This window comes from Enterobacter cloacae complex sp. IR5384 (assembly GCF_049237265.1).
Classification (GTDB): Bacteria; Pseudomonadota; Gammaproteobacteria; order Enterobacterales; family Enterobacteriaceae; genus Enterobacter; species Enterobacter cloacae.
The window spans coordinates 105,916-129,473 of the sequence record NZ_JBMKHJ010000014.1; the positions used below are offsets into that span (position 1 = coordinate 105,916).

Here is a 23,558-nt window from a genome sequence, read left to right on the forward strand (position 1 = left end):
GCCGCCATGAACACCACGATTGCCCAACAAATTGCCAACGAAGGCGGCGTAGAAGCATACCTGCACGCGCAACAACACAAGAGCCTGCTGCGCTTTCTGACCTGCGGTAGCGTTGATGACGGTAAAAGCACGCTGATTGGTCGCCTGCTGCACGACACGCGTCAGATCTATGAAGACCAGCTCTCTTCCCTGCATAACGACAGCAAACGTCATGGTACTCAGGGCGAAAAGCTCGACCTGGCGCTTTTGGTGGACGGCCTGCAGGCGGAGCGCGAGCAGGGCATCACCATTGATGTTGCGTACCGCTATTTCTCCACCGAGAAACGCAAATTTATTATTGCCGACACGCCGGGGCATGAGCAGTACACCCGCAACATGGCCACCGGTGCATCAACCTGTGAGCTGGCAATCCTGCTGATCGACGCCCGTAAAGGCGTGCTGGATCAAACCCGTCGTCACAGCTTCATCTCCACGCTGCTGGGGATCAAACACCTGGTGGTGGCGGTGAATAAAATGGATCTGGTGAACTTCAGCGAAGAGACCTTCGAGGAGATCCGCCAGAGCTACCTGACCTTTGCTGAACAGTTGCCGGGTAACCTTGATATTCGCTTTGTGCCGCTCTCGGCGCTGGAAGGGGATAACGTTGCCTCCCAGAGCGCCAACATGCCGTGGTACAGCGGCCCGACGTTGCTGGAAGTGCTGGAGACGGTTGAAATTCAGCGCGTGGTGGATACCCAGCCAATGCGCTTCCCGGTGCAGTATGTGAACCGCCCGAACCTCGATTTTCGCGGCTTCTCCGGCACCCTCGCCTCGGGCACCGTCACGGTGGGGCAGCGCGTCAAAGTGCTGCCGTCGGGTGTGGAGTCGTCCATTGCCCGTATAGTCACATTTGATGGCGATCTGCAGGAAGCGGGTGCCGGTGAAGCGGTGACGCTGGTGCTGAAAGATGAGATTGATATCAGCCGCGGCGATCTACTGGTGGATGCGCAGGAAACGCTGGCGGCGGTGCAGGGTGCTGCCGTGGATGTGGTGTGGATGGCTGAACAGCCGCTGACCGCAGGCCAAAGCTACGACATCAAAATTGCCGGTAAGAAAACCCGCGCCCGCGTGGACGGTATCCAGTTCCAGGTGGACATCAACAATCTGACCCAGCGTGAAGTGAGCGAACTGCCGCTGAACGGTATTGGCCTGGTGGATCTCACCTTTGACGAGCCGCTGGTGCTGGATAAATATCAGCAAAATCCGGTAACGGGTGGACTTATCTTTATCGATCGCCTGACCAACGTTACCGTTGGTGCAGGCATGGTGCGCGAGCCTAATCAACAGGCGGCAGCGGTGTCTGAATTCAGCGCCTTTGAGCTTGAACTGAATGCGCTGGTGCGTAAGCACTTCCCGCACTGGGGTGCACGCGATCTGCTGGGAGGCAAGTAATGGCCGCCCATGATGAGAACGTCGTCTGGCATCCTCATCCGGTTACCGTCGCTCAGCGGGAGCAACTCCACGGCCACCGTGGGGTTGTGCTGTGGTTTACCGGGCTGTCCGGCTCCGGTAAATCGACGGTCGCGGGCGCGCTGGAAGAGGCGCTGCATCAGCAGGGGGTGAGCACCTACCTGCTGGATGGCGACAACGTGCGTCACGGCCTGTGCAGTGATTTAGGGTTTAGCGATGAAGACCGCAAGGAGAATATCCGTCGGGTTGGGGAAGTGGCCAGCCTGATGGCGGATGCCGGGCTGGTGGTGCTGACCGCGTTTATCTCGCCTCACCGCGCCGAGCGGCAGATGGTACGCGAGCGCGTCGGTCAGGATCGATTTATCGAGGTGTTTGTCGATACGCCGCTGGAAATCTGCGAAGCGCGCGATCCGAAAGGGCTGTATAAAAAAGCCCGCGCGGGTGAGCTGCGAAACTTCACCGGCATCGACTCGGTCTACGAAGCGCCTGAATCCCCTGAGATCCACCTGGAAGGTCAACAATTGGTAACAAATTTAGTAAGCCAATTATTAGACCTGCTCAGACGGGACGATATTATCAGATCCTGAGACGGTATCGTTCGGGAGCTGTCTTCCCGAACGATGAGTCACGGTCACAGGATTAGCTATGCGCAACAGTGAAAACTACATGATTACCACCGGGTCGGATCCGATAGCGACCGACGACGAGACGACCTGGTCCTTTCCCGGGGCCTTCGTCGGCTTCGTCTCGTGGTTGCTGGCGCTGGGCATCCCGTTTCTCATCTACGGCGGTAACACGCTGTTCTTCTTTCTCTACACCTGGCCCTTCTTCCTGGCGCTGATGCCCGTGGCGGTTGTCGTCGGCATCGCCCTGCATTCACTGCTTAACGGCAAACTGCTGTACAGCACCGTTGTCACGATTGTGACGGTGGTCCTGATGTTTGGTCTGTTATTTTTGTGGCTCATGGGCTAACTTCAGCCATAATTCAAACCGTAACCAACTGTGTGACGATATTGAGCAGGGCGATTCTGCGGAAAAAATGTGGTACATTTGCCCGCGATGTTGCGGCATCTCTGTTACTCCGGCATAGAGCGCCGGGGGCGTTGTGGGATGAAGATGCCGTTTTTCAGGGGGCAGGATGGGTAAACTAACGCTGCTGTTGCTGGCTCTGCTGGTCTGGCTGCAATATTCGCTGTGGTTCGGTAAAAACGGACTGCACGACTATAGCCGGGTAAGTGATGACGTCGCGGCTCAGCAGGCAACTAACGCCAAACTTAAGGCGCGAAACGATCAACTCTTTGCTGAAATTGATGACCTCAATGGCGGGCAGGAGGCGATTGAGGAACGCGCACGCAATGAACTCAGTATGACTAAACCGGGCGAAACCTTTTATCGTCTGGTTCCGGATGCGTCTAAACGCAATCAGGGCTCAGCACAAAACAATCGATAATCAGGCCCAGGATTACGACATGGCAGTGACTTTTTCGGACGTATGCGCCGTGGTGCCGGCCGCGGGTTTTGGCCGGCGCATGCAGACAGAATGTCCCAAGCAATACCTCTCTATTGGCGATAAAACGATCCTCGAACATGCCGTGGCGGCGCTGCTGGCGCACCCCCGAGTGACGCGTGTCATCATCGCCATCAGTCCGGGCGATGCCCGGTTCGCACAGTTACCGCTGGCCGCTCATCCGCAGATCACCGTCGTTGATGGCGGTGCCGAGCGCGCCGATTCCGTGCTGGCGGGCATCCAGGCCGCTGGCGATGCCCAGTGGGTGCTGGTCCACGACGCTGCGCGCCCGTGTCTGCATCAGGACGATCTTGCGCGCCTGCTGGCGCTAAGTGAAACCAGTAAAGTCGGTGGCATTCTGGCCGCGCCGGTACGCGATACCATGAAGCGTGCCGAGCCTGGCAAACAGGCTATCGCGCATACCGTTGAGCGCGTCGATCTCTGGCACGCGCTGACGCCACAATTTTTCCCCCGCGAATTACTCCACGACTGCTTAACGCGCGCGCTTAAAGAAGGTGCGACCATCACCGACGAAGCCTCTGCGCTGGAGTATTGCGGTTTCCACCCAACGCTTGTTGAAGGGCGCGCTGATAATATAAAAGTGACGCGTCCGGAAGATTTACAGCTCGCGGAATTTTATCTTACCCGTTCGACCCATCAGGAGAAGGCATAATGCGAATTGGACACGGTTTTGATGTACACGCCTTTGGAGGCGTTGGCCCAATTATCATTGGCGGCGTGCGCATTCCTTATGAAAAAGGGCTGCTGGCGCATTCTGATGGCGACGTGGCATTACACGCCTTAACCGACGCCTTACTGGGCGCGGCGGCGCTGGGCGATATCGGCAAGCTGTTCCCGGACACCGATCCGGCGTTTAAAGGCGCAGACAGCCGTGCACTGTTGCGCGAAGCCTGGCGCCGTATTCAGGCGAAGGGCTACACCCTGGGTAACGTCGATGTGACGATCATCGCTCAGGCCCCCAAAATGCTGCCGCATATTCCTCAGATGCGCGTATTTATCGCTGAAGATCTGGGCTGCCATATGGATGACGTCAACGTCAAAGCGACCACCACGGAGAAACTGGGCTTTACCGGTCGCGGCGAAGGCATCGCCTGCGAAGCCGTGGCGCTGCTGGTGAAGGCGAGCAAATGACCGATTTTGACAACCTGACCTACCTGCACGGTAAACCGCTGGGGAGTGGTCTGCTGAAAGCCAGCCCCGAAGATTTCGTGGTCGTGGAAGATTTGGGCTTTGAGCCGGACGGCGAAGGCGAGCATATTCTGGTGCGCATCCTCAAAAATGGCTGCAATACCCGCTTTGTGGCCGATGCGCTGGCTAAATTCCTGAAAATCCATGCCCGCGAAGTGAGCTTCGCCGGGCAGAAAGACAAACACGCGGTCACCGAACAGTGGCTTTGCGCGCGGGTTCCAGGCAATGCGATGCCTGATTTAAGCAAATTTGAGCTTGAGGGTTGTAAGGTGCTGGAGTACGCCCGTCACAAGCGCAAACTGCGTCTGGGGGCGTTGAAAGGTAACCACTTTACCCTCGTACTGCGTGAAGTGACCGACCGTGACGACGTGGAAAAGCGCTTGCAGGCCATCAATGAACGCGGTGTGCCTAACTATTTTGGCGCACAGCGTTTTGGCATCGGCGGCAGTAACCTGCAGGGCGCACTGCGCTGGGCGCAGAGCGATGCGCCGGTGCGTGACAGGAATAAACGCAGTTTTTGGTTGTCGGCGGCCCGCAGTGCGTTGTTTAATCAGATCGTAAGCGAACGGCTGAAAAAACCGGACGCGAATCAAGTTGTTGTCGGCGATGCGCTACAATTAGCGGGACGCGGTAGCTGGTTTGTGGCAACGGCCGAAGAAATGGCCGATGTACAGTCGCGCGTGGACGCTAAAACGCTGATGATCACCGCAGCCTTGCCCGGCACGGGCGACTGGGGAACGCAGGGTGACGCGCTGGCCGCGGAGCAGGCAGCCGTGGCCGAAGCGCAAGAATTACAATCATTGCTGGTGCGGGAAAAAGTCGAAGCAGCACGCCGGGCGATGTTGCTCTACCCGCAGCAGCTAAGCTGGAACTGGTGGGATGACGTAACCGTTGAGTTACGTTTCTGGCTGCCGGCAGGTAGCTTTGCCACCAGTGTTGTCAGGGAACTTATCAACACGTCGGGTGATTATGCGAATATTGCTGAGTAACGATGACGGGATCCATGCGCCAGGCATTCAGACGCTGGCGAAACACCTTCGCGAATTTGCGGATGTGCAGGTCGTGGCTCCCGATCGTAACCGCAGTGGAGCGTCTAACTCATTGACGCTGGAGTCGTCGCTTCGCACCTTTGCTTTTGAAAATGGCGATATTGCCGTGCAGATGGGCACGCCAACGGACTGCGTTTTTCTGGGGGTGAATGCGCTGATGCGCCCGCGCCCGGATATCGTCGTTTCCGGGATTAACGCCGGGCCGAATCTGGGTGATGACGTTATCTACTCTGGTACCGTGGCGGCCGCAATGGAAGGCCGTCATCTTGGCTTTCCGGCGCTGGCGGTATCGTTAAATGGTCACACTCATTACGACACGGCGGCAGCGGTAACCTGTTCTATCCTGCGGGCACTTAGCCGTGAACCGCTGCGTACCGGACGCATCCTCAACATCAACGTGCCGGATCTCCCGCTGAATGAAATCAAGGGCATTCGCGTCACGCGTTGCGGAAGCCGTCATCCGGCCGATCAGGTCATCCCGCAGCAGGATCCGCGCGGCAACACGCTCTACTGGATTGGCCCTCCTGGCGATAAGTGCGATGCGGGGCCGGATACTGACTTTGCCGCTGTGGATGAAGACTATGTCTCGGTAACGCCGCTGCACGTAGATTTAACCGCGTATAGCGCGCATGATGTGGTGTCGGGCTGGCTTGATCGCGCAGGAGTGAACGCGCAATGGTAAGCAAACGTGTACAAACTCTTCTGGAACAACTTCGCGCACAGGGGATCCGCGACGAGCATGTGCTTGACGCGCTCGCCCAGGTTCCGCGTGAGAAATTTGTAGATGAGGCGTTTGAACACAAAGCGTGGGAAAACGTGGCCTTGCCCATCGGGCAGGGCCAGACGATTTCGCAGCCCTACATGGTGGCGCGCATGACGGAGCTGCTGGAGCTCACCCCCGACTCCCGCGTGCTGGAGATTGGCACCGGGTCCGGGTATCAGACTGCGATTCTGGCGCATCTGGTGCATCATGTGTGCTCGGTTGAGCGGATCAAAGGTTTACAGTGGCAGGCGCGTCGTCGCCTGAAACAACTTGATTTACACAATGTTTCGACACGACACGGTGATGGATGGCAGGGTTGGCAGGCTCGCGCCCCGTTTGACGCTATCATCGTGACGGCGGCTCCACCGGAGATCCCTGCGGCCCTGTTGTCGCAGCTGGATGAGGGGGGCATTCTTGTATTGCCTGTTGGCGATGAGCAGCAGCTGTTAAAGCGCGTTCGTCGACGTGGCGACGAGTTTATTATCGATACCGTAGAAGCCGTGCGCTTTGTGCCTCTGGTAAAGGGGGAACTGGCCTAAGACTCGGAATTATCCAGGGTTATTAAGGCAAATTCAGCGTATGGTGTGGCGCGAAAGAGTCGTGCCATCACGGTTAATTTTAAGTCACTGGTAGTTAACACATTCCTGGGGGATAAATGAGCGCGGGAAGCCCTAAATTCACCATCAGCCGTGTTGCGGCATTATCACTGGTTTCGCTCTGGCTGGCAGGCTGTTCGAGTTCTAACAATGCACCTGCGCCTGTCAGTTCTGTTGGCGGAAACAGCGGCTCCGGTAACACGTCCAGCGGAATGTTGATCACGCCGCCACCTAAAATGGGCACTGCTGCGTCGCAGCAAACACCACAAATTCAGCCTGTGCAACATCCTGTTACACAGCCAACACAGATTCAGCCAGTCGAACAACCTGTTCAGACCCAAAATGGCCGCATAGTGTATAACCGTCAGTATGGGAACATTCCGAAAGGCAGCTATACCGGCGGCAGCACCTATACCGTGAAACGTGGCGATACGCTGTTCTATATCGCGTGGATCACCGGGAACGATTTCCGTGACCTCGCGCAGCGCAACAACGTCCAGGCACCGTATGCGCTGGAAGTCGGGCAGACGCTCCAGGTGGGCAACGCAACGGGTACGCCGCTTACGCCAGGCAATACCGTTTCTGCAGCCGACGTGACTGCGCAAAATAACAGCGTTAAGCCTGCACAAAAATCCACCACGGTGGTTGCTTCACAACCTGTAATTACGTATTCTGAAGATTCAGGTGATCAGACTGCTAACAAAATGTTGCCGAATAATAAAGGGACTGCGACTGTTGTCACAGCACCGGCTACGGCACCTGTGGTTAGCTCTACTGAACCGACTGCCAGCAGTATGAGTTCCAGTTCGCCAATTTCAACCTGGCGCTGGCCAACTGACGGTAAGGTTATCGAGAACTTCTCTTCCTCCGAAGGAGGGAACAAGGGGATCGATATCGCAGGAAGTAAGGGACAGGCTATCATCGCGACCGCAGACGGACGCGTTGTGTATGCAGGTAACGCTCTGCGCGGTTACGGTAATCTTATTATCATCAAACACAACGATGATTACCTGAGTGCCTACGCCCATAACGACACAATGCTGGTCCGGGAACAACAAGAAGTTAAGGCGGGGCAAAAAATCGCTACCATGGGTAGCACCGGAACCAGTTCTACACGCTTGCATTTTGAAATTCGTTACAAGGGGAAATCCGTAAACCCGCTGCAGTACTTGCCGCAGCGATAAATTGACGGGGCATGCCAGCCAGGGTGTCTCGTTCAGGGATCACGGGTAGGAGCCACCTTATGAGTCAGAATACGCTGAAAGTTCATGATTTAAATGAAGATGCGGAATTTGATGAGAACGGAGCAGAGGCTTTTGACGAAAAAGCCTTAGTAGAAGAGGAACCCAGTGATAACGATTTGGCTGAAGAAGAGCTGTTATCGCAGGGTGCCACACAGCGTGTACTGGACGCGACTCAGCTTTACCTTGGGGAGATTGGTTACTCCCCACTGTTAACGGCCGAAGAAGAAGTCTATTTCGCACGTCGTGCTTTGCGTGGTGATGTTGCCTCGCGCCGTCGCATGATTGAAAGTAACTTGCGTCTGGTCGTGAAAATTGCCCGTCGTTACGGCAATCGTGGTCTGGCTCTGCTGGATCTGATTGAAGAGGGCAACTTAGGTCTCATCCGCGCAGTAGAGAAGTTTGACCCAGAACGTGGGTTCCGCTTCTCCACCTACGCGACCTGGTGGATTCGTCAGACCATCGAACGGGCCATTATGAACCAAACCCGTACGATTCGCCTGCCGATTCACATCGTCAAAGAGTTGAACGTCTATCTGCGTACCGCGCGCGAGTTGTCCCATAAACTGGACCACGAGCCAAGCGCAGAAGAGATTGCTGAGCAACTCGACAAACCGGTTGATGACGTAAGCCGCATGCTGCGTCTCAACGAGCGCATTACCTCGGTTGACACCCCGCTGGGTGGCGACTCCGAAAAAGCGCTGCTGGATATCCTGGCCGATGAAAAAGACAACGGCCCGGAAGACACCACGCAGGACGATGACATGAAACAGAGCATCGTCAAATGGCTGTTCGAACTGAACGCCAAACAGCGTGAAGTGCTGGCACGTCGTTTCGGTTTGCTGGGGTATGAAGCTGCGACACTGGAAGACGTCGGCCGTGAAATTGGCCTGACCCGTGAACGTGTTCGTCAGATTCAGGTTGAAGGTCTGCGCCGCCTGCGTGAAATTCTGCAGGGGCAAGGTCTGAATATCGAAGCGCTGTTCCGCGAATAAGCAACCTTTCGTCAAAAAAAGGCCCGTCGTGAGACGCGCCTTTTTTATCTCTTACGGCTGCGCCGTTTCGTGCAGCAGACGCCAGCTGATCTTCTCGCCTTCCCGATTGAGCACCGCGGTTGACCAGCGTACGTTGACGGGCTGGTCCGGGCGGGTCTGCGTCTCCCGGTAATGAAGCACCGCACCGTTATCCCATGACTGAATCGTGGCTAGCTCATCAATGATGATTTTAAGGCCGGGTCGGCTTCCGCGCTGGGCGTGCAGAAAACGGACAAGGGCGTCATGGTTTAAATGCGCCCCACTCGGGGGAACCATCAGAAAGTTTGGCTGGAAACGGGCGAGCAGGGCATCAATATTACCTTCACCGGCACCCAGCCAGTTTTCCAGTGCGATATGAATATCAATGATGTCGTGTTCGAAAGGCGTCATGGTTTCTCCTGTTGCAGTTGTGCAAGCACCTGCGGGTTGTTAAGACGAAATACAGAGATGACGGGCACCAGGGTGATGGCCGAAGCAACCAGAAACATCCCGTGCCACGCGGCGACGGGGGGCAAATACCTCTGGGCCAGATCCAGCACCTGTGCCAGCAGAAAGGCACCCGCAAAAAAACTCAGCTGACGATTAAGATTCCACAGCGCGCTGGCATCAGCCATCTCTTCCCGACGCGTTGTCAGAAATGCGCTGCTCTGCGCCGTACTGCTGCAAAGACTGCCTCCTGTGCCCATTAATGCAAACGCAACGATCGCTGGCAGCGTGCCCGTGGTCGCACTGACGCTGAGCAAAAGCAGAATACCTGACGCCTGAAGCAGGCAACCCGCGATCAACAGAGGTCGGGGGCCGACACGGTTAAAGTAACGGCCCGTTGCGGTGATGGCCATAAATGATGCCAGAGACCACGGCAGCATCAGCATGCCCGTCGCGGCTGGCGTTATGTTGGCCACGCTCTGCAGATAAAACATGCCGGTGACGTTTATTCCGATAAACATGCCGGGGACACATACATAAACCATCATGGAAACGCGCAGAAGCGGATCGGCGATCAAACTCAGGTTCAGCAGTCGGTTTGCTTTCATCGCGGGCATTTCATGCTTAAGCCACAGACAGGCCAACGCAAAGGTCAGGAGAGCAACCGGGAGGGTAGCAAAAAATACCCACCGCCAGCTTAACGCCTGAACCAGTACGCCCCCTAACGCAGGTGAGCATGCGGGGGCAAGCAGTGCAACCAGCATGACGGCGGAAGAGAGCCTGGCGCGTTCATGCGCTTTAAACTGTTGCCAGGTCAGCGCCTGCCCTACGGGGATCAATAAGCCACCGCCCACGCCCTGCAGCACCCGCCAGGCAATCAGACTTTCAAGTGTGGCAGACAAGCCTGCCGCGGTGGAGGCTACGCTAAAGAGAACCAGCGAGAGAAGGATGACGTGCTTTGCCCCGATGCGGCGCGTCAGGGCACTGCTGAACGGGATCACCAGCGTCAGGCCGGCAATATACCCGTTACTGACCCAGGCGAGTGCAGAGGGCGTGGCGTGATAGGTCTGCGCCATTGCCGGAAAGGCGACGCTGGCGATAAACATGTTGATCAAATCAAGAAAAAAGCCCAGCAGATAGACTACGGCGACTTTGCTGCGATACGTCATGGTGGATCCTCCGGTGAGGGGGCGTATCGTATCGGCTTGTCCGGTGCCGATAAACGCAACAATTCGCGATATACTGTCAAAACTATTTTGACAATTTTGAAGGTTAACGATGCTGAATCTCCAGCGAACGGCGATGTTTGTGGCGGTAGCAGATGCGGGCAGTTTTACTGCCGCCGCAGAGTCGATGGGGCTGACAAAGGCCGTGGTCAGCTTCAATATTCGCCAGCTGGAAGATGAGCTGGGAGTCACGCTGCTGTTGCGATCCACCCGTCGCCTGACGTTAACCGAGGCGGGCGTGCTTTTTCATCAGCGAAGCGTCAGGCTTTTACAGGAGGCTGAACGCCTGCAGGATGACGTTCGCGCTAACCATGCCGGCCTGACCGGCGAATTGCGGATCACCACCACGCCCGAATACGGTTCGCAGGTGGTTGTGCCTTTGCTGGCCGAATTTAGCCAGCAGCATCCGGAGCTTCGCGTTCGTCATGTTTCGTCGTCTCAGCATGCCGATCTTATCTCGGAGCGCTTTGATGTCGCCATCCGGCTGGGAACACTCGCTGATTCGCGCTACCACGCCGCCTTGATTTCAAACTTTACTATCCTGCCGGTTGCCGCCCCCGGGTGGCTGGCTAACCATCCCGTTGAATCTCTCGAACACCTGGCGCAGGCCGAGTGGATCGTTCACGAGCGTTTACCTTCGCCGCTGCACTGGCAGGTAAAAGATGCAGCTGGCAATCTGGTTGCCTTTGAGATTAAAAAAGCCCCGCGCCTGTACGCAGATAGCGCCCAGGCGCTGATGGCTTTCGCGCATGCGGGATGTGGTGTGGCGCTGCTGCCGGAGTGGCTGGTGCGAAACGCACTGAATTCGGGGGTTCTGGTATCGCTTTTACCGGGATACACGTTTGCTCAGCAGGGCATCTATGCCGTTTATCCAGATGCCCAGCATGTGCCCGCTAAGGTTCGGACATTTATTGATTTTATGCGTGCCCGGGTGAACTAGTCATGCATCATCTTTTTGATCAGTGCCGTAAATTGTTCCCGCTCGTCCTGGCTGAGACGCCCTAAAAACGCCTCATCCACCTCATTGCCGACCGGTTTACAGCTTGCAAGCAGGGCTTCCCCTTCAGGCGTGAGGAAGACAAACCGGCGGCGCTTATCCGCAGGATCGTGTTCGCGCTTCACCAGCCCACGCGATTCCATGCGGCTCAGCATTTCGGCCAGCGTCGCTTTTGTGCTCACGGCAACTTCCGTCAGGGCGACCTGCTCGATCCCCGGATTTTCAGAAACAGATCGCATCACCGCATATTGCGGCTTGGTCAGCGCCGGTAAAGCATGTTGCCAGTGGGCAGTATGCTGTTGAAAAAGCTGCCGTAGCAGGTGGAACGCTTCTTGTCTCAGTTCCATGAACACTCCGACGAAAAAAATCTCCCCCTATGATAGCCGCTATTGCCTGCGATTTTAACGCAGCAGTTTTTAGCATTATGTGTGATCGTGTACGAACAATATTGTCAGGTCAGCTCACCGGGAGTAACGTAGTCATTATGTTCGTATGCGAACAAATTAATTGAGGTGCTGAATGAGATTGATCGTGGGAATGACGGGAGCAACAGGTGCTCCGCTGGGTGTGGCTTTACTGCAGGCGTTACGGGACATGCCAGAGGTTGAAACCCATCTGGTGATGTCGAAATGGGCGAAAACCACCATTGAGCTGGAAACGCCTTATACCGCGCAGGATGTCGCCGCCCTGGCAGATGTCGTTCACAGTCCTGCCGATCAGGCTGCCACCATCTCCTCCGGCTCGTTTCGTACCGACGGCATGATCGTCATTCCCTGCAGCATGAAAACGCTGGCGGGTATCCGCGCGGGCTATGCCGAAGGGCTGGTGGGACGTGCGGCAGACGTGGTGCTGAAAGAGGGGCGCAAGCTGGTGCTGGTCCCGCGTGAAACGCCGCTCAGCACCATTCATCTGGAGAACATGCTCGCGCTTTCCCGCATGGGGGTGGCGATGGTGCCGCCCATGCCTGCGTATTACAACCACCCGCAAACCGCCGATGATATCACCCAGCATATCGTGACCCGCGTACTCGACCAGTTTGGTCTGGAGCACAAAAAGGCGCGTCGCTGGAACGGCCTGCAGGCGGCGAAACATTTTTCACAGGAGAATAACGATGGCATTTGATGATTTGAGAAGCTTCCTGCAGGCGCTCGATGAGCAAGGGCAACTGCTGAAAATTGAAGAAGAGGTCAATGCGGAGCCGGATCTGGCGGCGGCCGCTAACGCGACGGGACGTATCGGTGATGGTGCGCCTGCGCTGTGGTTCGATAACATTCGCGGGTTTACCGATGCCAGGGTGGTGATGAACACCATCGGCTCCTGGCAGAACCACGCCATTTCGATGGGGCTGCCGGCGAATACCCCGGTCAAAAAGCAGATCGATGAGTTTATTCGCCGCTGGGATAAATTCCCGGTCGCACCGGAGCGCCGGGCCAACCCCGCATGGGCGCAGAATACGGTGGACGGTGAGGAGATTAGCCTGTTCGACATCCTGCCGCTGTTTCGCCTGAACGACGGGGACGGCGGTTTTTATCTCGACAAAGCGTGCGTTGTCTCGCGCGATCCGCTCGACCCGGACCATTTCGGCAAGCAGAACGTCGGTATTTATCGCATGGAAGTGAAGGGCAAACGTAAGCTCGGCCTGCAGCCGGTGCCGATGCATGATATCGCCCTGCATCTGCATAAAGCCGAAGAGCGTGGTGAAGACCTGCCGATTGCGATTACGTTGGGCAACGATCCGATCATCACCCTGATGGGCGCAACGCCGCTGAAATACGATCAGTCCGAGTATGAAATGGCCGGGGCGCTGCGTGAAAGCCCGTACCCGATTGCGACCGCGCCGTTGACCGGCTTCGATGTGCCGTGGGGGTCTGAAGTGATCCTGGAAGGGGTGATTGAAGGCCTTAAACGTGAAATTGAAGGGCCGTTCGGTGAGTTTACCGGGCACTATTCGGGCGGACGCAATATGACGGTGGTCCGTATTGATAAAGTCTCGTACCGCACCAAACCGATTTTCGAATCCCTCTATCTCGGGATGCCCTGGACCGAGATCGACTACCTGATGGGGCCAGCCACCTGTGTGCCGCTTTACCAGCAACTGAAAGCGGAGTTCCCTGAAGTGCAGGCGGTGAACGCGATGTACACCCATGGTCTGCTGGCGATCATCTCCACCAAAAAACGCTACGGTGGTTTTGCCCGCGCGGTCGGTTTACGCGCCATGACCACCCCGCATGGCCTGGGCTATGTGAAGATGGTGATTATGGTGGATGAAGATGTCGATCCGTTCAACCTGCCGCAGGTGATGTGGGCGCTGTCATCGAAAGTGAACCCGGCAGGGGATCTGGTGCAGCTGCCGAACATGTCGGTTCTTGAGCTTGATCCTGGGTCCAGCCCGGCAGGTATCACCGACAAGCTGATTATTGATGCCACCACGCCTGTTGCGCCGGATAACCGCGGTCACTACAGCCAGCCGGTGCAGGATTTACCTGAAACCAAAGCCTGGGCTGAAAAGCTGACTGCGATGCTGGCAGCACGCCAATAAGGAGGAAAAGATGATTTGTCCACGTTGTGCCGATGAGCAAATTGAGGTGATGGCCACATCACCGGTGAAAGGGATCTGGACGGTTTATCAGTGCCAGCATTGCCTGTATACCTGGCGCGATACCGAGCCGCTGCGTCGTACCAGCCGCGAACATTACCCTGAAGCGTTCCGCATGACGCAGAAGGATATTGATGAGGCGCCGCAGGTACCGACCATTCCGCCATTGTTGTAAAAAAAAGCCCGGTGGCGCTGCGCTTACCGGGCAGTAACATCGTGCGGTCTGTTTTGCCGGGTGGCGGCTTCGCCTTACCCGTCCTACAAAACCCGTAGGCCCGGTAAGCGCAGCGCCACCGGGCAAAGATCGCAGAGAACTAAACCAGACTTTTCAGCCGATAAATCCACTCCAGCGCCTGACGTGGCGTCAGTGAATCCGGGTCGAGATTCTCCAGCGCTTCAACGGCGGGTGACGTCTCTTCCGCAGGTGCCAGCAGCGACATTTGCGTGCCGTCAATCTGGGTGGCCGCCGCATTCGGTGACAGGCTTTCCAGCTCGCGCAGTTTCTGACGCGCGCGTTTAATTACCTCTTTAGGCACACCCGCCAGTGCCGCGACGGCCAGGCCATAGCTCTTGCTCGCGGCCCCCTCCTGCACCGTGTGCATAAAGGCGATGGTATCGCCATGCTCAAGCGCATCCAGGTGGACGTTTGCCACGCCCTCCATTTTCTCCGGCAACTGCGTCAGTTCAAAGTAGTGCGTCGCGAACAGCGTCATGGCCTTGATTTTATTCGCCAGGTTTTCCGCACACGCCCATGCCAGCGACAGTCCGTCGTAGGTTGAGGTGCCGCGTCCGACTTCGTCCATCAGCACCAGGCTGTGTTCTGTCGCGTTGTGCAGGATATTGGCGGTTTCCGTCATTTCGACCATAAAGGTGGAACGGCCGCTGGCCAGATCGTCCGCCGCACCCACGCGGGTGAAGATACGATCGATGGGGCCAATCTCCACTTTCTGCGCCGGAACGTAGCTGCCGATGTAGGCGAGCAGGGCGATAAGCGCCGTCTGGCGCATATAGGTACTTTTACCGCCCATGTTCGGACCGGTAATGATCAGCATTCTTCGCTGTGGCGACAGGCTCAGCGGGTTAGCGATGAACGGCTCGTTCAGTACCTGCTCCACCACCGGGTGGCGGCCTTCGGTAATGCGAATGCCGGGCTTGTCGGTAAAGGTCGGGCAGGTATAGTTCAGCGTTTCAGCACGCTCAGCCAGATTCACCAGCACATCCAACTCCGCCAGCGCGCCAGCGCTTAACTGCAGGTCCGCGAGGTGTGGCATCAGCATGTCGAACAGCTCGTCGTAAAGCTGCTTTTCCAGGGCCAGCGCTTTGCCTTTCGAGGTGAGAACTTTGTCCTCATACTCTTTCAGCTCAGGAATGATGTAGCGCTCAGCGTTTTTCAACGTCTGGCGACGCACATAGTGAATCGGCGCCAGATGGCTCTGCCCGCGGCTGATCTGAATATAGTAACCGTGGACTGCGTTATAGCCGACTTTCAGGGTATCGAGCCCGAGACGTTCGCGCTCGCGGATCTCCAGCTTGTCGAGGTAATCCGTTGCGCCGTCCGCCAGCGCGCGCCATTCGTCCAGCTCTTCGTTGTAGCCAGGGGCAATTACGCCACCGTCGCGCACCAGAACCGGCGGCGCATCTATGATAGCGCGCTCCAGCAGATCGCGGAGCTCAGCAAACTCGCCCATGGTTTCGCGCAGTTTCTGAACCGGTGCGCTGTCAACGTCGCTCAGTTGAGCACGCAGTTCCGGCAACTGCTGGAAGGCATGACGCATTCGTGCAAGGTCGCGAGGCCGCGCCGTGCGCAGCGCCAGACGAGCCAGAATACGCTCCAGATCGCCCACCTGACGCAGCACAGGTTGCAGCTCGGTGTAGCGATCCTGCAGCGCGGCAATGGTCTGCTGACGACAAACGAGCGTATCCGTATCGCGGACGGGCATATGCAGCCAGCGCTTCAGCATGCGGCTGCCCATCGGCGTCACGGTGTTATCGAGCACGGATGCCAGCGTGTTCTCAACGCCACCCGCCAGGTTCTGAGTGATCTCCAGATTCCGGCGCGTGGCCGCATCCATAATGATGCTGTCCTGCTGGCGCTCCATGGTGATAGAGCGGATATGCGGCAGGGCGGTGCGCTGGGTGTCTTTCACATACTGCAAAAGGCAACCCGCGGCGCACAGTCCACGCGGGGCGTTTTCCACCCCAAAGCCAATCAGATCGCGGGTGCCAAACTGCAGGTTGAGCTGCTGGCGAGCGGTATCAATTTCAAATTCCCACAGCGGACGGCGGCGCAGGCCGCGACGACCTTCGATCAACGCCATTTCGGCAAAATCTTCGGCATACAGCAGTTCCGCCGGGTTGGTGCGCTGTAGTTCGGCTGCCATGGTTTCCCGGTCAGCCGGCTCGCTCAGACGAAAACGCCCGGAGCTGATATCCAGCGTGGCGTAACCAAACCCTTTGCCGTCCTGCCACAGGGCCGCCAGCAGGTTATCCTGACGCTCCTGGAGCAGGGCTTCGTCGCTAATGGTGCCTGGCGTGACGATACGCACGACCTTGCGTTCAACCGGGCCTTTTGAGGTGGCCGGATCGCCGATCTGCTCACAGATGGCAACCGACTCGCCCTGATTCACCAGCTTGGCCAGGTAGTTTTCTACCGCATGATGCGGAATGCCTGCCATTGGGATGGGTTCACCTGCCGATGCGCCACGTTTGGTCAGAGAGATGTCGAGCAGCTGCGATGCCCGTTTAGCATCGTCATAAAACAGCTCGTAAAAATCGCCCATACGGTAAAACAGCAGAATTTCCGGATGCTGCGCTTTCAGCTTCAGGTACTGCTGCATCATGGGGGTATGGCTAGAGAAGTCCTTATCAATGTCTTCATTCATATTGATTTTACTCATTTTTTAATTCTTTCAAGTGCTCATATGGCCCCAGGTAAAACCCCTTTAAACCCACATAAACCCATAAATTTGTAGCTCACTTGTAGCCCAAAGCGTGATAGATTGGTTGTACTCCTTCTTTGGGTTACAAATGGTGGTGATACTTTGAAAACAACTCTCAATCAGGCTTTTATTATCAACAAGTTAAGTATTAATGTTAAGCCTGAGCTCAGTAGCTCTGGAAAAGTCGTTTTCGAAGCCAACCCTGACCAAAAACCTTACATAGTTTTTGACGATCATCGAGATTCACCCGTTGGCTTCGGTGTGAAGGTCAGTTTGACGAAAAAAACCTATGTAATCCAGCGAAGAGTAGCCTCTTCAGATCGTAATGTCAGTGAGGGTAAGAAGCCAAGCTCTGTCTTGAAAGTAAAGGTTGGGAATGTGTCCGATTTTCCGAGTATCGATCAAGCCCGTGAGGCAGCTCGGCAGTTGGTTCAGACAATGATTGCAACAAAGAGAAATCCCAACAAGATTAAAAGGGAACTCGATCTGGCTGAATTGACCGTGAGTGAAGCTTTTGCCCAATACAGGAGTCACTTACTTGGCAGAACCAAACCTGCTAAACCAAACACTCTCAATGTGTTAGACAAAGCTGAGAATCGGTTGAAAGAATGGCAAAACCTTCGAATCAAGGATCTTACTGGTAATGAAATCCTTCGAAAGTTTGACGAGATTGCTTCAAGAGCCAGAACAGCAGCAGAACAGACTTTTAGGTGGGCCAATGTTGCTGTAAAACACGCAATCGAGATTGAAGCTGGGAATGCTCAGACCCAGCAACGACAACCTTCGTTGTCCTATAATCCTTTTTCAATTTTAAAGGTACAGAAGAAGTTCAGAACACGATCTGAGCTGGAAGATAGCTATCGTGCCAAGGGCGTACGAAATCCATTGTCCCCCAAAGATACTTTGGGACGGTTTCTAGCTGCATTACACAATAAGAGAGGTTTTAATCGTTTGGGTTGTGATTATCTGTTGCTGACCATTTTGACAGGAGCCAGGAAAGAAGAGACAGCAACACTGTGCTGGCGAGAGGCCCTGACAGAAGAGGAAGTCAGAACGACAAGCTATGTCGATCTCGAAAACCGGGTTATTCGCTTTTACGACACGAAAAATCGTAACGACCATGAGCTTCCAATCTGTGATGCTACAAAGCGAATTCTGGAAGACCGACGAGATATCGTCAACGATACCGAAATACGGGCAGATAAACGCAAATGGGTTTTTCCGGCTCGTTCATCACGAAGCAAGGTTGGACATTATTCTGACAGTAAAAGCTTGCGCGAGTATATCTGTCAGGAAGCTGGAATAATGAAGCTGGGAATGCACGATCTGCGAAGAACTTTTGGCCGTGTTGCAGAAGAACTAACTTCGTATGCAGTGGTGAAAAGATTGCTTAACCACCGTAATACCACGGACCCTACTGAAAGATATGCTGAGCCTGATAACGAGCGAGTTTTTGAGGCACTTCAACGGATTGAGCTTCATATGCTGATGACAGTACCTGAGTTGTATAATACACTTTTGGCTTCGGCGAAATATCAACCATTGCCAACAAATTAGGGGGACAGGGAATGAGTGCAATCGATACTTTAAGGGAATATGCTGAAGTATGGCGGCTATTTGGTAGTATGCCAGATGATGCAACCCTGAGTGCTGAAGTTTCGGCCCTTTACCTTGGTGTAAGTGTCAAAACATTGGCTCGTTATCGCCAGACTGGTAATGGCCCTGCTTATATCCAATACCAGGCTGAAGATAGCAAAGCAAGAAATCAACGCGTAAATTATCTGTTGGGTGATTTAAAAACCTGGCGGGATAATCATAAAGTGAACAGCACAATGGAAGCAGCACAGGTCCGTGGGTTGGCTTTTGCTTCTTTGGCTGATTTTACCAAGCCAGAGCCTTTCTGGACTATTGATAATAAAATTTATTCTCATGCCCTTACTGTATCTGACGAAGTATTCAAGGAGCTATTAAATACCTCTCGCGCAGAAGTTATTTGGATCTCTCTTGAGAAAGTGTTGTTTGAGAACTGGCATGCTTCGAGAGAGCGCCAGAAATGGAATGACGTTTTTGTTAGTGTACTAAGTGGGATGGTTAAATCATGTGAAATTGAACAAGAACGTCATATACTTAATGATATTTTATGATTAATTTCATTCCCAATATAAAATTAAATTTATATTGGGAAATAGTCATTTGCGGAAGTATAAATTGTTCAACAGCATTATTTATTATTTTAATCAAATGGAATGCCGTCTGTAGGATATCTTCTTTTGGGATTTTTAACCGGCTTTGTTTTACTCCCTGCACGATAAAAGTTAAACGAATTGGCAAAGTCTTCTGTCTCCAGTCTGGACTTTCTAAATTTATCCATCAGATCTTCATTGAAACGACGAGGGATTCCTTTAACACACAAGTTTGAATTAAGGTATACTTGGTTATCTATGGCGTCACGAATAAGTATTTTTCTCTCAAATAACTCTTTGAATGCGCGTGAGACATTTGATTTATTCAGCCCAAGATCTTTGGCTATACGTGACTGTGAAAAATCAGGGATAATATTTCCATAATCAATTACTGAGAAGAGATAAAGCACAATTCTAAACGCTGTGGGCGTCAAATCCATCCTGGCGAGTGTGGCCATATTGCCTTTGAATATCATTGAGAAATCGTCTCTGAATGACGTTTTTTTATAGCTATTTGCTTTAATCTTTATTTCTTCCAGATCTTCGGGCATAACCTCTAATGCTTCTGCAATAATGGACTTTTGTTCTTTAGTTAATACAACGCTTGTGATTGACATGATGGCTCCTTTTTTATTGTTGTGATTACATATATGGCACATTTAATTTATTTGTCAACTTGGTTGGTAGTATTATTTAATTGTATTTACTTTGAGATTTTACGGTTGTTATTTAGTGGGAGATGGTTGGTTATCAAATTTAAAACAAGGGGTGCTAAATTTCACCATCACCTGTTATGTAATTAATGATTTTTGGTTCTGAAATTAATAACGGCAGGGTTTGTTTAATTATTTGATTTTATTGGTTAATTTTCAATTGTGTTCTGCAAGATAAAAGAGTGATAAAGAAATAAGAAACCACAGTTTTGCATTAGAATGATACTCAAGGCCTTGGTGTACCTGATGAAAACACTTTTATTATTGTTTTTCTTACATTATATCATTTCTTAAGTGAAGCCTGCGCAACTGTGTGTTGCGCCATTGGGCTTCAGAACATTACTACAGTATTTTCTGTAAGTATAAATACGCTTCGCGCACGAGTTCATAGACCTGAGGTTAACTGTCATTACAAATACGCTTCGCGCAAAAAATCAGGAGGCTGAGTTGATCGGGAAAGCGAACACAGATACATGATTTGCCCATTTGCTGAGTACGGCTCACGCCGGGACCCTTCGGAAAAACCCTTTCTGCTTCAGCGAGTGAGTGCTGTGGGCACTCAGCGGCGCTGCCAGGGAAACAAAATTATGGTTTTCACCGGTTTGGTAAAAATAATTAACATTTATCGGTAGTCGGGGCGTAAGCCAGTGCGTAGCACGCTCTCAAAAATATTCCTGTGGTTTTTTTATCTGAAATATGGAAATGACTCAGATAATTGAAATATGAAATAGTAATGCAATCTGGAGGACTCAATATCTCCACAGTGAAAGCTGTTTTAAGTGAGAATAGAATAAATATTGTTTTATAAAAATATTTTTAAATTACTATTGATTTTATTTTTGAAGATGATAGTACTTAATTATAAAAACAAAAAATGGAGAAAATTATGAGTGCTATTGATGTTTTATCTCAGGAGGAAAAGTTTATACATGTTGTTGATAAATTTATAACCCATCATCACAACAGCGTTAATAACAATGTCTTTTACAAAAAACTTTATGTTCTCTTCGCCGGGTATCATCTGAAGTATTTTTATTCACGGGCGCAGTATCGCAATTCATGTTATCACGTTGATAATATTATGCAGATGTTTACAGGAGTCGTTTCAACCCTGAACACAACTCTGCTCAGGAAGCTTGCAAACAGCAATACATTGCTGCATTGCCTGAATTCACTTGTGAATTATATTTCAGGCAATCTGGACGAAGCAGAGCATATTTATGCTGATTTGCTGGCTCAGTATGAAAAGAAACGCATTGCAGGCTCTCTGGCTTATACTCCGCCAGGCTCAGTGATCAGGAAAAGACTTTGATAGCGGCAGCAGCGTGTACAAGGAATGGGATGCTGAATGGTGGAGAGAAATGGAGCTGGCGTTTCCGGCAGGTCAAAATCGAGTATTAAAAAGGCAGGAGCCACCCAGTTGGCGTCCCGCCTGTCGTGATGGCTTTAAGGTGGGTTTACTTATCAACGACCTGCCAGCCATCATCCGTTTTGACAAGGGTTACAGCAGCAGTACGCTTTTCGTTATCGACAATAGCCGTCACATTGCATTTATAACTTTTATCAGAGACTTCTACGCAGTCATGCTTTTTGACTGATTTTAATTCGCGCAGTGCGTCTTTTGGGACATCCTTGCCTGCTATAGATTTCACGAAAGCATTCGCCTGCGCAACGACCTTATTCATGGCAGTGTAAATATCCTGTTCGGAAGGTTCGCTGTTACAGCCACTCAGCAACGATGCAGCGGTAACGAGTGTGATAACGGCATAAGTTTTCATAAATAATTCCCTGGCTGTAACGTGAGTTATTGAATCAGACCTGTATTCATTCTGCTTGTATTTTCAGAGAACGACCATTTGCTGACCGTTTCTCCTTTAAATTCGATTTCCAGCGTTTTGGCCTGCGTCTGTGAGCCCCCCGTCAGCAGCCCGACAACGGGAATAAATGTGGTGGCATCAAACTGATTGTTATCCATCGAATAAGTCCATTCTTCATTTCCACTATCAAGTGTAGTCTTGGTTTCGGGCTCGCCTAATGCGGTAATTATTTCTGATTTCGTTGTTTTATTTTTGATGATTTTTGACTGCAGACTTTGTGATGTTTCGTTTTTGAGATGCTGATTGCCTGATGTCGAACAGCCAGAAATAAGTAAAGCGGAAATAAAAAACGCAGAAGTAATGAATTTTTTCATAGGTCCCTCATGTTAATTTTTTATGTTTGCTGTGGTGTGAAATTAATATCACCGTATAAAGATAACTCTGTCTGCATAGGTCTTTTTAATTATGCAGATAAGAATAATAACGCTGGCAAAAAACGTAATGACTGAGACAGGAGTACTGCCGGTCAATGAAAATACTAACCAGGCGAGAGCTAATGCCACGAATTGAAAAAGGAATGCCACACTGAGCGGACTTTCACCATAGGCCACTTTTGCATGGCAGCCTTTGCAAATCCGCACGCCGTGCGGGCTTTGTGTAAAGCAGAAGGGGCAGCTAATCGTTTTATTATCCATCATGACTCCATGGCCTGATTTAAGGTGATGTATTTTTGAACATTTTCGATGAATGACCCGCTTTAGTAAAATTGCTTGTACCGATCGATGATTGCTTTGTGATTGGTTTTAACTATTGTAATCAAATTATCGATCTATATAAACGATCAATAATTTATTGACTATCATTGCATTATAAACTAAGGATTCTTATGGTGTGAGGTGCTGGTTATTACTAACTGATTGTTCCTGAAGGGAATGACCGGCTGTGAAAGGAATGGGTTCTAATAGGTGCAGATGAAGAATCTTGCGGAAATGATGTATTGTGGCATGCAGCAGTGACAGTCCCTTGCGCCTTAGAAGTACAACAATTTGGCTGAGTAGTAAAAGCCACGCCTTCAGGCGACGCTGGCGGGGTATCTGACGGGTTGTATTGTGCAGCTTGCTCCTGAGCTGAATGATACCCACTGTCTCCTGTTGTCTTTCCAGACGAATTTTTTCTTCAAGCTGATGGATTTTCTCCAGAATCGTTTCCCGGTTTGCAGCCTGTTCTTCAGACTCGCATGATGGCATTGGCATTGGCATTGGCATTGGCATTGGCATTGGCATTGGCATTGGCATTGGCACTGTTAATGGCACAGGTGCAGGTACTGTTGGCTTTTGTGCTTGTTTCAGTAAAGTCAGATGTTCCGGTACGAAATCAATCAATGTTTGCAGGGAAGACCAGCCATATTTTTTACCCAATTGAGAGGCTTTAAAGGCAATACCTTGGTACTGAAATGAAAAGCCGTTCATTTTTCCCGTTGAGGCGATATTGGGTTTGCAGCTGACGTCTACCTTTTCCAGCATAGCGATAAAAGTCAGCAAATCAGGGCGGCCGGTTAACGCATTATCAATCAGGCTCTGCAGAGTGGACCTGGGGCAGGGAGTTGTCGTTCTTTCAGCCATCATCAGCTCGTTGCGGGAAGGCTTTCTTTTCTCCTGACTATGACTACTGATTGCAGATGTGGTTTGAGTGAGTTTGTGGACTTTCTGAATCGCCACGGATAATCTAGACACTTCCGAGCCGTTGATAATACTGGTTTTCATATTCTGTCGGTGACATCTGTTCGCTAGAACCATGCCGACGCTTACTGTTA

The 23,558-nt window shown here is 52.4% G+C and carries 26 protein-coding genes and 1 pseudogene; 18 read left to right on the forward strand and 9 right to left on the reverse strand.

What is annotated here, in order from left to right; translation table 11 throughout:
• The first annotated feature begins 6 nt into the window (after positions 1-6).
• The 11 genes from cysN to rpoS all read left to right on the forward strand — a co-directional run bounded on the left by cysN (position 7) and on the right by rpoS (position 8,809).
• Positions 7-1,431 carry a sulfate adenylyltransferase subunit CysN gene (gene cysN / locus ACOTX3_RS13630; RefSeq protein ID WP_020689300.1) on the forward strand — a complete coding sequence of 475 codons (1,425 nt, stop codon included), beginning with the start codon at positions 7-9 and terminating at the stop codon, positions 1,429-1,431.
• Positions 1,431-2,036 (forward strand): adenylyl-sulfate kinase, encoded by a 606-nt coding sequence (gene cysC / locus ACOTX3_RS13635; protein ID WP_013098503.1) that lies wholly within the window; start codon positions 1,431-1,433, stop codon positions 2,034-2,036. The genes cysN and cysC overlap by 1 nt, the downstream gene beginning before the upstream one ends.
• Before the next feature lie 58 nt (positions 2,037-2,094).
• Positions 2,095-2,421 carry a DUF3561 family protein gene (locus tag ACOTX3_RS13640; RefSeq protein WP_013098502.1) on the forward strand — a complete coding sequence of 109 codons (327 nt, stop codon included), beginning with the start codon at positions 2,095-2,097 and terminating at the stop codon, positions 2,419-2,421.
• A 166-nt stretch (positions 2,422-2,587) separates the two neighbouring features.
• Positions 2,588-2,899: a cell division protein FtsB gene (ftsB, locus tag ACOTX3_RS13645; RefSeq protein WP_003862095.1), complete on the forward strand. Its 312-nt coding sequence runs from the start codon at positions 2,588-2,590 to the stop codon at positions 2,897-2,899.
• 19 nt (positions 2,900-2,918) lie between these two features.
• Positions 2,919-3,629: a 2-C-methyl-D-erythritol 4-phosphate cytidylyltransferase gene (gene ispD / locus ACOTX3_RS13650; protein WP_013098500.1), complete on the forward strand. Its 711-nt coding sequence runs from the start codon at positions 2,919-2,921 to the stop codon at positions 3,627-3,629.
• The gene (gene ispF, locus ACOTX3_RS13655) at positions 3,629-4,108 is read left to right on the forward strand and encodes a 2-C-methyl-D-erythritol 2,4-cyclodiphosphate synthase (protein ID WP_013098499.1); all 480 of its coding nucleotides are present in this window, start codon (positions 3,629-3,631) and stop codon (positions 4,106-4,108) included. Before ispD ends, ispF begins: the two co-directional genes overlap by 1 nt.
• On the forward strand, positions 4,105-5,154 hold the full coding sequence (gene truD, locus ACOTX3_RS13660) for a tRNA pseudouridine(13) synthase TruD (RefSeq protein WP_013098498.1): 1,050 nt from the start codon (positions 4,105-4,107) through the stop codon (positions 5,152-5,154). The genes ispF and truD overlap by 4 nt, the downstream gene beginning before the upstream one ends.
• Complete coding sequence (surE, locus tag ACOTX3_RS13665; protein WP_058679583.1) at positions 5,135-5,896, forward strand: 5'/3'-nucleotidase SurE; 762 nt, start codon at positions 5,135-5,137, stop codon at positions 5,894-5,896. The genes truD and surE overlap by 20 nt, the downstream gene beginning before the upstream one ends.
• Positions 5,890-6,516, forward strand: a complete 627-nt coding sequence (locus ACOTX3_RS13670; RefSeq protein WP_013098496.1) for a protein-L-isoaspartate(D-aspartate) O-methyltransferase — start codon at positions 5,890-5,892, stop codon at positions 6,514-6,516. Before surE ends, ACOTX3_RS13670 begins: the two co-directional genes overlap by 7 nt.
• A gap of 116 nt (positions 6,517-6,632) precedes the next feature.
• The gene (gene nlpD / locus ACOTX3_RS13675; protein ID WP_058679582.1) at positions 6,633-7,757 is read left to right on the forward strand and encodes a murein hydrolase activator NlpD; all 1,125 of its coding nucleotides are present in this window, start codon (positions 6,633-6,635) and stop codon (positions 7,755-7,757) included.
• A gap of 59 nt (positions 7,758-7,816) precedes the next feature.
• Positions 7,817-8,809: an RNA polymerase sigma factor RpoS gene (gene rpoS, locus ACOTX3_RS13680; protein WP_013098493.1), complete on the forward strand. Its 993-nt coding sequence runs from the start codon at positions 7,817-7,819 to the stop codon at positions 8,807-8,809.
• 51 nt (positions 8,810-8,860) lie between these two features.
• On the opposite strand, the gene ACOTX3_RS13685 is transcribed toward rpoS, so the two are convergent.
• Together ACOTX3_RS13685 and ACOTX3_RS13690 are read right to left on the reverse strand one after the other, a co-directional pair.
• The gene (locus ACOTX3_RS13685) at positions 8,861-9,238 is read right to left on the reverse strand and encodes a DUF4440 domain-containing protein (RefSeq protein ID WP_057071158.1); all 378 of its coding nucleotides are present in this window, start codon (positions 9,236-9,238) and stop codon (positions 8,861-8,863) included.
• Complete coding sequence (locus tag ACOTX3_RS13690; protein ID WP_058679581.1) at positions 9,235-10,443, reverse strand: MFS transporter; 1,209 nt, start codon at positions 10,441-10,443, stop codon at positions 9,235-9,237. The genes ACOTX3_RS13685 and ACOTX3_RS13690 overlap by 4 nt, the downstream gene beginning before the upstream one ends.
• Before the next feature lie 109 nt (positions 10,444-10,552).
• Here ACOTX3_RS13690 and ACOTX3_RS13695 point away from each other — a divergent pair, with 109 nt between their 5' ends.
• On the forward strand, positions 10,553-11,440 hold the full coding sequence (locus ACOTX3_RS13695) for a LysR family transcriptional regulator (protein WP_058660453.1): 888 nt from the start codon (positions 10,553-10,555) through the stop codon (positions 11,438-11,440).
• On the opposite strand, the gene ACOTX3_RS13700 is transcribed toward ACOTX3_RS13695, so the two are convergent.
• Entirely contained in the window at positions 11,437-11,844 is a 408-nt protein-coding gene (locus tag ACOTX3_RS13700) for a MarR family winged helix-turn-helix transcriptional regulator (protein ID WP_020689291.1), read from the reverse strand. The genes ACOTX3_RS13695 and ACOTX3_RS13700 overlap by 4 nt on opposite strands.
• Positions 11,845-12,016: 172 nt before the next feature.
• Here ACOTX3_RS13700 and ACOTX3_RS13705 point away from each other — a divergent pair, with 172 nt between their 5' ends.
• The 3 genes from ACOTX3_RS13705 to ACOTX3_RS13715 are packed head-to-tail and all read left to right on the forward strand — an operon-like array spanning position 12,017 to position 14,268.
• Positions 12,017-12,619 carry a non-oxidative hydroxyarylic acid decarboxylases subunit B gene (locus ACOTX3_RS13705; RefSeq protein WP_013098488.1) on the forward strand — a complete coding sequence of 201 codons (603 nt, stop codon included), beginning with the start codon at positions 12,017-12,019 and terminating at the stop codon, positions 12,617-12,619.
• Positions 12,609-14,036: a non-oxidative hydroxyarylic acid decarboxylases subunit C gene (locus ACOTX3_RS13710; protein ID WP_058679580.1), complete on the forward strand. Its 1,428-nt coding sequence runs from the start codon at positions 12,609-12,611 to the stop codon at positions 14,034-14,036. The genes ACOTX3_RS13705 and ACOTX3_RS13710 overlap by 11 nt, the downstream gene beginning before the upstream one ends.
• 10 nt (positions 14,037-14,046) lie before the next feature.
• Entirely contained in the window at positions 14,047-14,268 is a 222-nt protein-coding gene (locus ACOTX3_RS13715; protein WP_013098486.1) for a non-oxidative hydroxyarylic acid decarboxylases subunit D, read from the forward strand.
• Between the two features lie 139 nt (positions 14,269-14,407).
• Here the strand turns inward: ACOTX3_RS13715 and mutS are convergent, their stop codons facing one another.
• The gene (gene mutS, locus ACOTX3_RS13720) at positions 14,408-16,975 is read right to left on the reverse strand and encodes a DNA mismatch repair protein MutS (RefSeq protein ID WP_058679579.1); all 2,568 of its coding nucleotides are present in this window, start codon (positions 16,973-16,975) and stop codon (positions 14,408-14,410) included.
• Between the two features lie 159 nt (positions 16,976-17,134).
• On the opposite strand from mutS, the gene ACOTX3_RS13725 reads away from it, so the two are divergent.
• Positions 17,135-18,589, forward strand: coding sequence for a tyrosine-type recombinase/integrase (locus ACOTX3_RS13725; RefSeq protein WP_001530776.1), 1,455 nt, complete (start codon positions 17,135-17,137; stop codon positions 18,587-18,589).
• Positions 18,590-18,600: 11 nt separating this feature from the next.
• Positions 18,601-19,176 (forward strand): hypothetical protein, encoded by a 576-nt coding sequence (locus ACOTX3_RS13730; protein ID WP_004114867.1) that lies wholly within the window; start codon positions 18,601-18,603, stop codon positions 19,174-19,176.
• Between the two features lie 89 nt (positions 19,177-19,265).
• On the opposite strand, the gene ACOTX3_RS13735 is transcribed toward ACOTX3_RS13730, so the two are convergent.
• A complete protein-coding gene (locus tag ACOTX3_RS13735) occupies positions 19,266-19,832 on the reverse strand; it encodes a helix-turn-helix domain-containing protein (protein ID WP_016239675.1) in 567 nt (188 codons plus the stop codon).
• Positions 19,833-20,814: 982 nt separating this feature from the next.
• Here ACOTX3_RS13735 and ACOTX3_RS13740 point away from each other — a divergent pair.
• The gene (locus tag ACOTX3_RS13740) at positions 20,815-21,240 is read left to right on the forward strand and encodes a hypothetical protein (protein WP_004114857.1); all 426 of its coding nucleotides are present in this window, start codon (positions 20,815-20,817) and stop codon (positions 21,238-21,240) included.
• A 145-nt stretch (positions 21,241-21,385) separates the two neighbouring features.
• Here ACOTX3_RS13740 and ACOTX3_RS13745 read toward each other — a convergent pair whose 3' ends face one another.
• The 4 genes and pseudogenes from ACOTX3_RS13745 to ACOTX3_RS13760 all read right to left on the reverse strand — a co-directional run.
• Positions 21,386-21,706 carry a hypothetical protein gene (locus ACOTX3_RS13745; RefSeq protein WP_000860569.1) on the reverse strand — a complete coding sequence of 107 codons (321 nt, stop codon included), beginning with the start codon at positions 21,704-21,706 and terminating at the stop codon, positions 21,386-21,388.
• A gap of 26 nt (positions 21,707-21,732) precedes the next feature.
• The gene (locus tag ACOTX3_RS13750; protein ID WP_000713577.1) at positions 21,733-22,119 is read right to left on the reverse strand and encodes a hypothetical protein; all 387 of its coding nucleotides are present in this window, start codon (positions 22,117-22,119) and stop codon (positions 21,733-21,735) included.
• Between the two features lie 48 nt (positions 22,120-22,167).
• The gene (locus ACOTX3_RS13755) at positions 22,168-22,440 is read right to left on the reverse strand and encodes a hypothetical protein (RefSeq protein ID WP_004114852.1); all 273 of its coding nucleotides are present in this window, start codon (positions 22,438-22,440) and stop codon (positions 22,168-22,170) included.
• Positions 22,441-22,629: 189 nt separating this feature from the next.
• A pseudogene (locus ACOTX3_RS13760) lies at positions 22,630-23,454 on the reverse strand (relaxase); the annotation flags it as partial.
• Positions 23,455-23,558: the final 104 nt, after the last annotated feature.

Excerpts from the sequence above, each read along its gene's own strand:
- cysC (WP_013098503.1), top strand. The coding sequence starts at position 1,431 with ATGGCCGCCCATGATGAGAACGTCGTCTGGCATCCTCATCCGGTTACC.
- ACOTX3_RS13670 (WP_013098496.1), top strand. The coding sequence starts at position 5,890 with ATGGTAAGCAAACGTGTACAAACTCTTCTGGAACAACTTCGCGCACAG.
- ACOTX3_RS13730 (WP_004114867.1), top strand. The coding sequence starts at position 18,601 with ATGAGTGCAATCGATACTTTAAGGGAATATGCTGAAGTATGGCGGCTA.
- truD (WP_013098498.1), top strand. The coding sequence starts at position 4,105 with ATGACCGATTTTGACAACCTGACCTACCTGCACGGTAAACCGCTGGGG.
- nlpD (WP_058679582.1), top strand. The coding sequence starts at position 6,633 with ATGAGCGCGGGAAGCCCTAAATTCACCATCAGCCGTGTTGCGGCATTA.
- ACOTX3_RS13690 (WP_058679581.1), bottom strand. The coding sequence starts at position 10,443 with ATGACGTATCGCAGCAAAGTCGCCGTAGTCTATCTGCTGGGCTTTTTT.
- ACOTX3_RS13740 (WP_004114857.1), top strand. The coding sequence starts at position 20,815 with ATGAGTGCTATTGATGTTTTATCTCAGGAGGAAAAGTTTATACATGTT.
- ACOTX3_RS13640 (WP_013098502.1), top strand. The coding sequence starts at position 2,095 with ATGCGCAACAGTGAAAACTACATGATTACCACCGGGTCGGATCCGATA.
- ispD (WP_013098500.1), top strand. The coding sequence starts at position 2,919 with ATGGCAGTGACTTTTTCGGACGTATGCGCCGTGGTGCCGGCCGCGGGT.
- ACOTX3_RS13755 (WP_004114852.1), bottom strand. The coding sequence starts at position 22,440 with ATGGATAATAAAACGATTAGCTGCCCCTTCTGCTTTACACAAAGCCCG.
- ispF (WP_013098499.1), top strand. The coding sequence starts at position 3,629 with ATGCGAATTGGACACGGTTTTGATGTACACGCCTTTGGAGGCGTTGGC.
- ACOTX3_RS13705 (WP_013098488.1), top strand. The coding sequence starts at position 12,017 with ATGAGATTGATCGTGGGAATGACGGGAGCAACAGGTGCTCCGCTGGGT.
- ACOTX3_RS13745 (WP_000860569.1), bottom strand. The coding sequence starts at position 21,706 with ATGAAAACTTATGCCGTTATCACACTCGTTACCGCTGCATCGTTGCTG.
- ACOTX3_RS13695 (WP_058660453.1), top strand. The coding sequence starts at position 10,553 with ATGCTGAATCTCCAGCGAACGGCGATGTTTGTGGCGGTAGCAGATGCG.
- ACOTX3_RS13700 (WP_020689291.1), bottom strand. The coding sequence starts at position 11,844 with ATGGAACTGAGACAAGAAGCGTTCCACCTGCTACGGCAGCTTTTTCAA.
- rpoS (WP_013098493.1), top strand. The coding sequence starts at position 7,817 with ATGAGTCAGAATACGCTGAAAGTTCATGATTTAAATGAAGATGCGGAA.
- ACOTX3_RS13685 (WP_057071158.1), bottom strand. The coding sequence starts at position 9,238 with ATGACGCCTTTCGAACACGACATCATTGATATTCATATCGCACTGGAA.
- ftsB (WP_003862095.1), top strand. The coding sequence starts at position 2,588 with ATGGGTAAACTAACGCTGCTGTTGCTGGCTCTGCTGGTCTGGCTGCAA.
- cysN (WP_020689300.1), top strand. The coding sequence starts at position 7 with ATGAACACCACGATTGCCCAACAAATTGCCAACGAAGGCGGCGTAGAA.
- ACOTX3_RS13750 (WP_000713577.1), bottom strand. The coding sequence starts at position 22,119 with ATGAAAAAATTCATTACTTCTGCGTTTTTTATTTCCGCTTTACTTATT.
- ACOTX3_RS13710 (WP_058679580.1), top strand. The coding sequence starts at position 12,609 with ATGGCATTTGATGATTTGAGAAGCTTCCTGCAGGCGCTCGATGAGCAA.
- ACOTX3_RS13715 (WP_013098486.1), top strand. The coding sequence starts at position 14,047 with ATGATTTGTCCACGTTGTGCCGATGAGCAAATTGAGGTGATGGCCACA.
- mutS (WP_058679579.1), bottom strand. The coding sequence starts at position 16,975 with ATGAATGAAGACATTGATAAGGACTTCTCTAGCCATACCCCCATGATG.
- surE (WP_058679583.1), top strand. The coding sequence starts at position 5,135 with ATGCGAATATTGCTGAGTAACGATGACGGGATCCATGCGCCAGGCATT.
- ACOTX3_RS13735 (WP_016239675.1), bottom strand. The coding sequence starts at position 19,832 with ATGTCAATCACAAGCGTTGTATTAACTAAAGAACAAAAGTCCATTATT.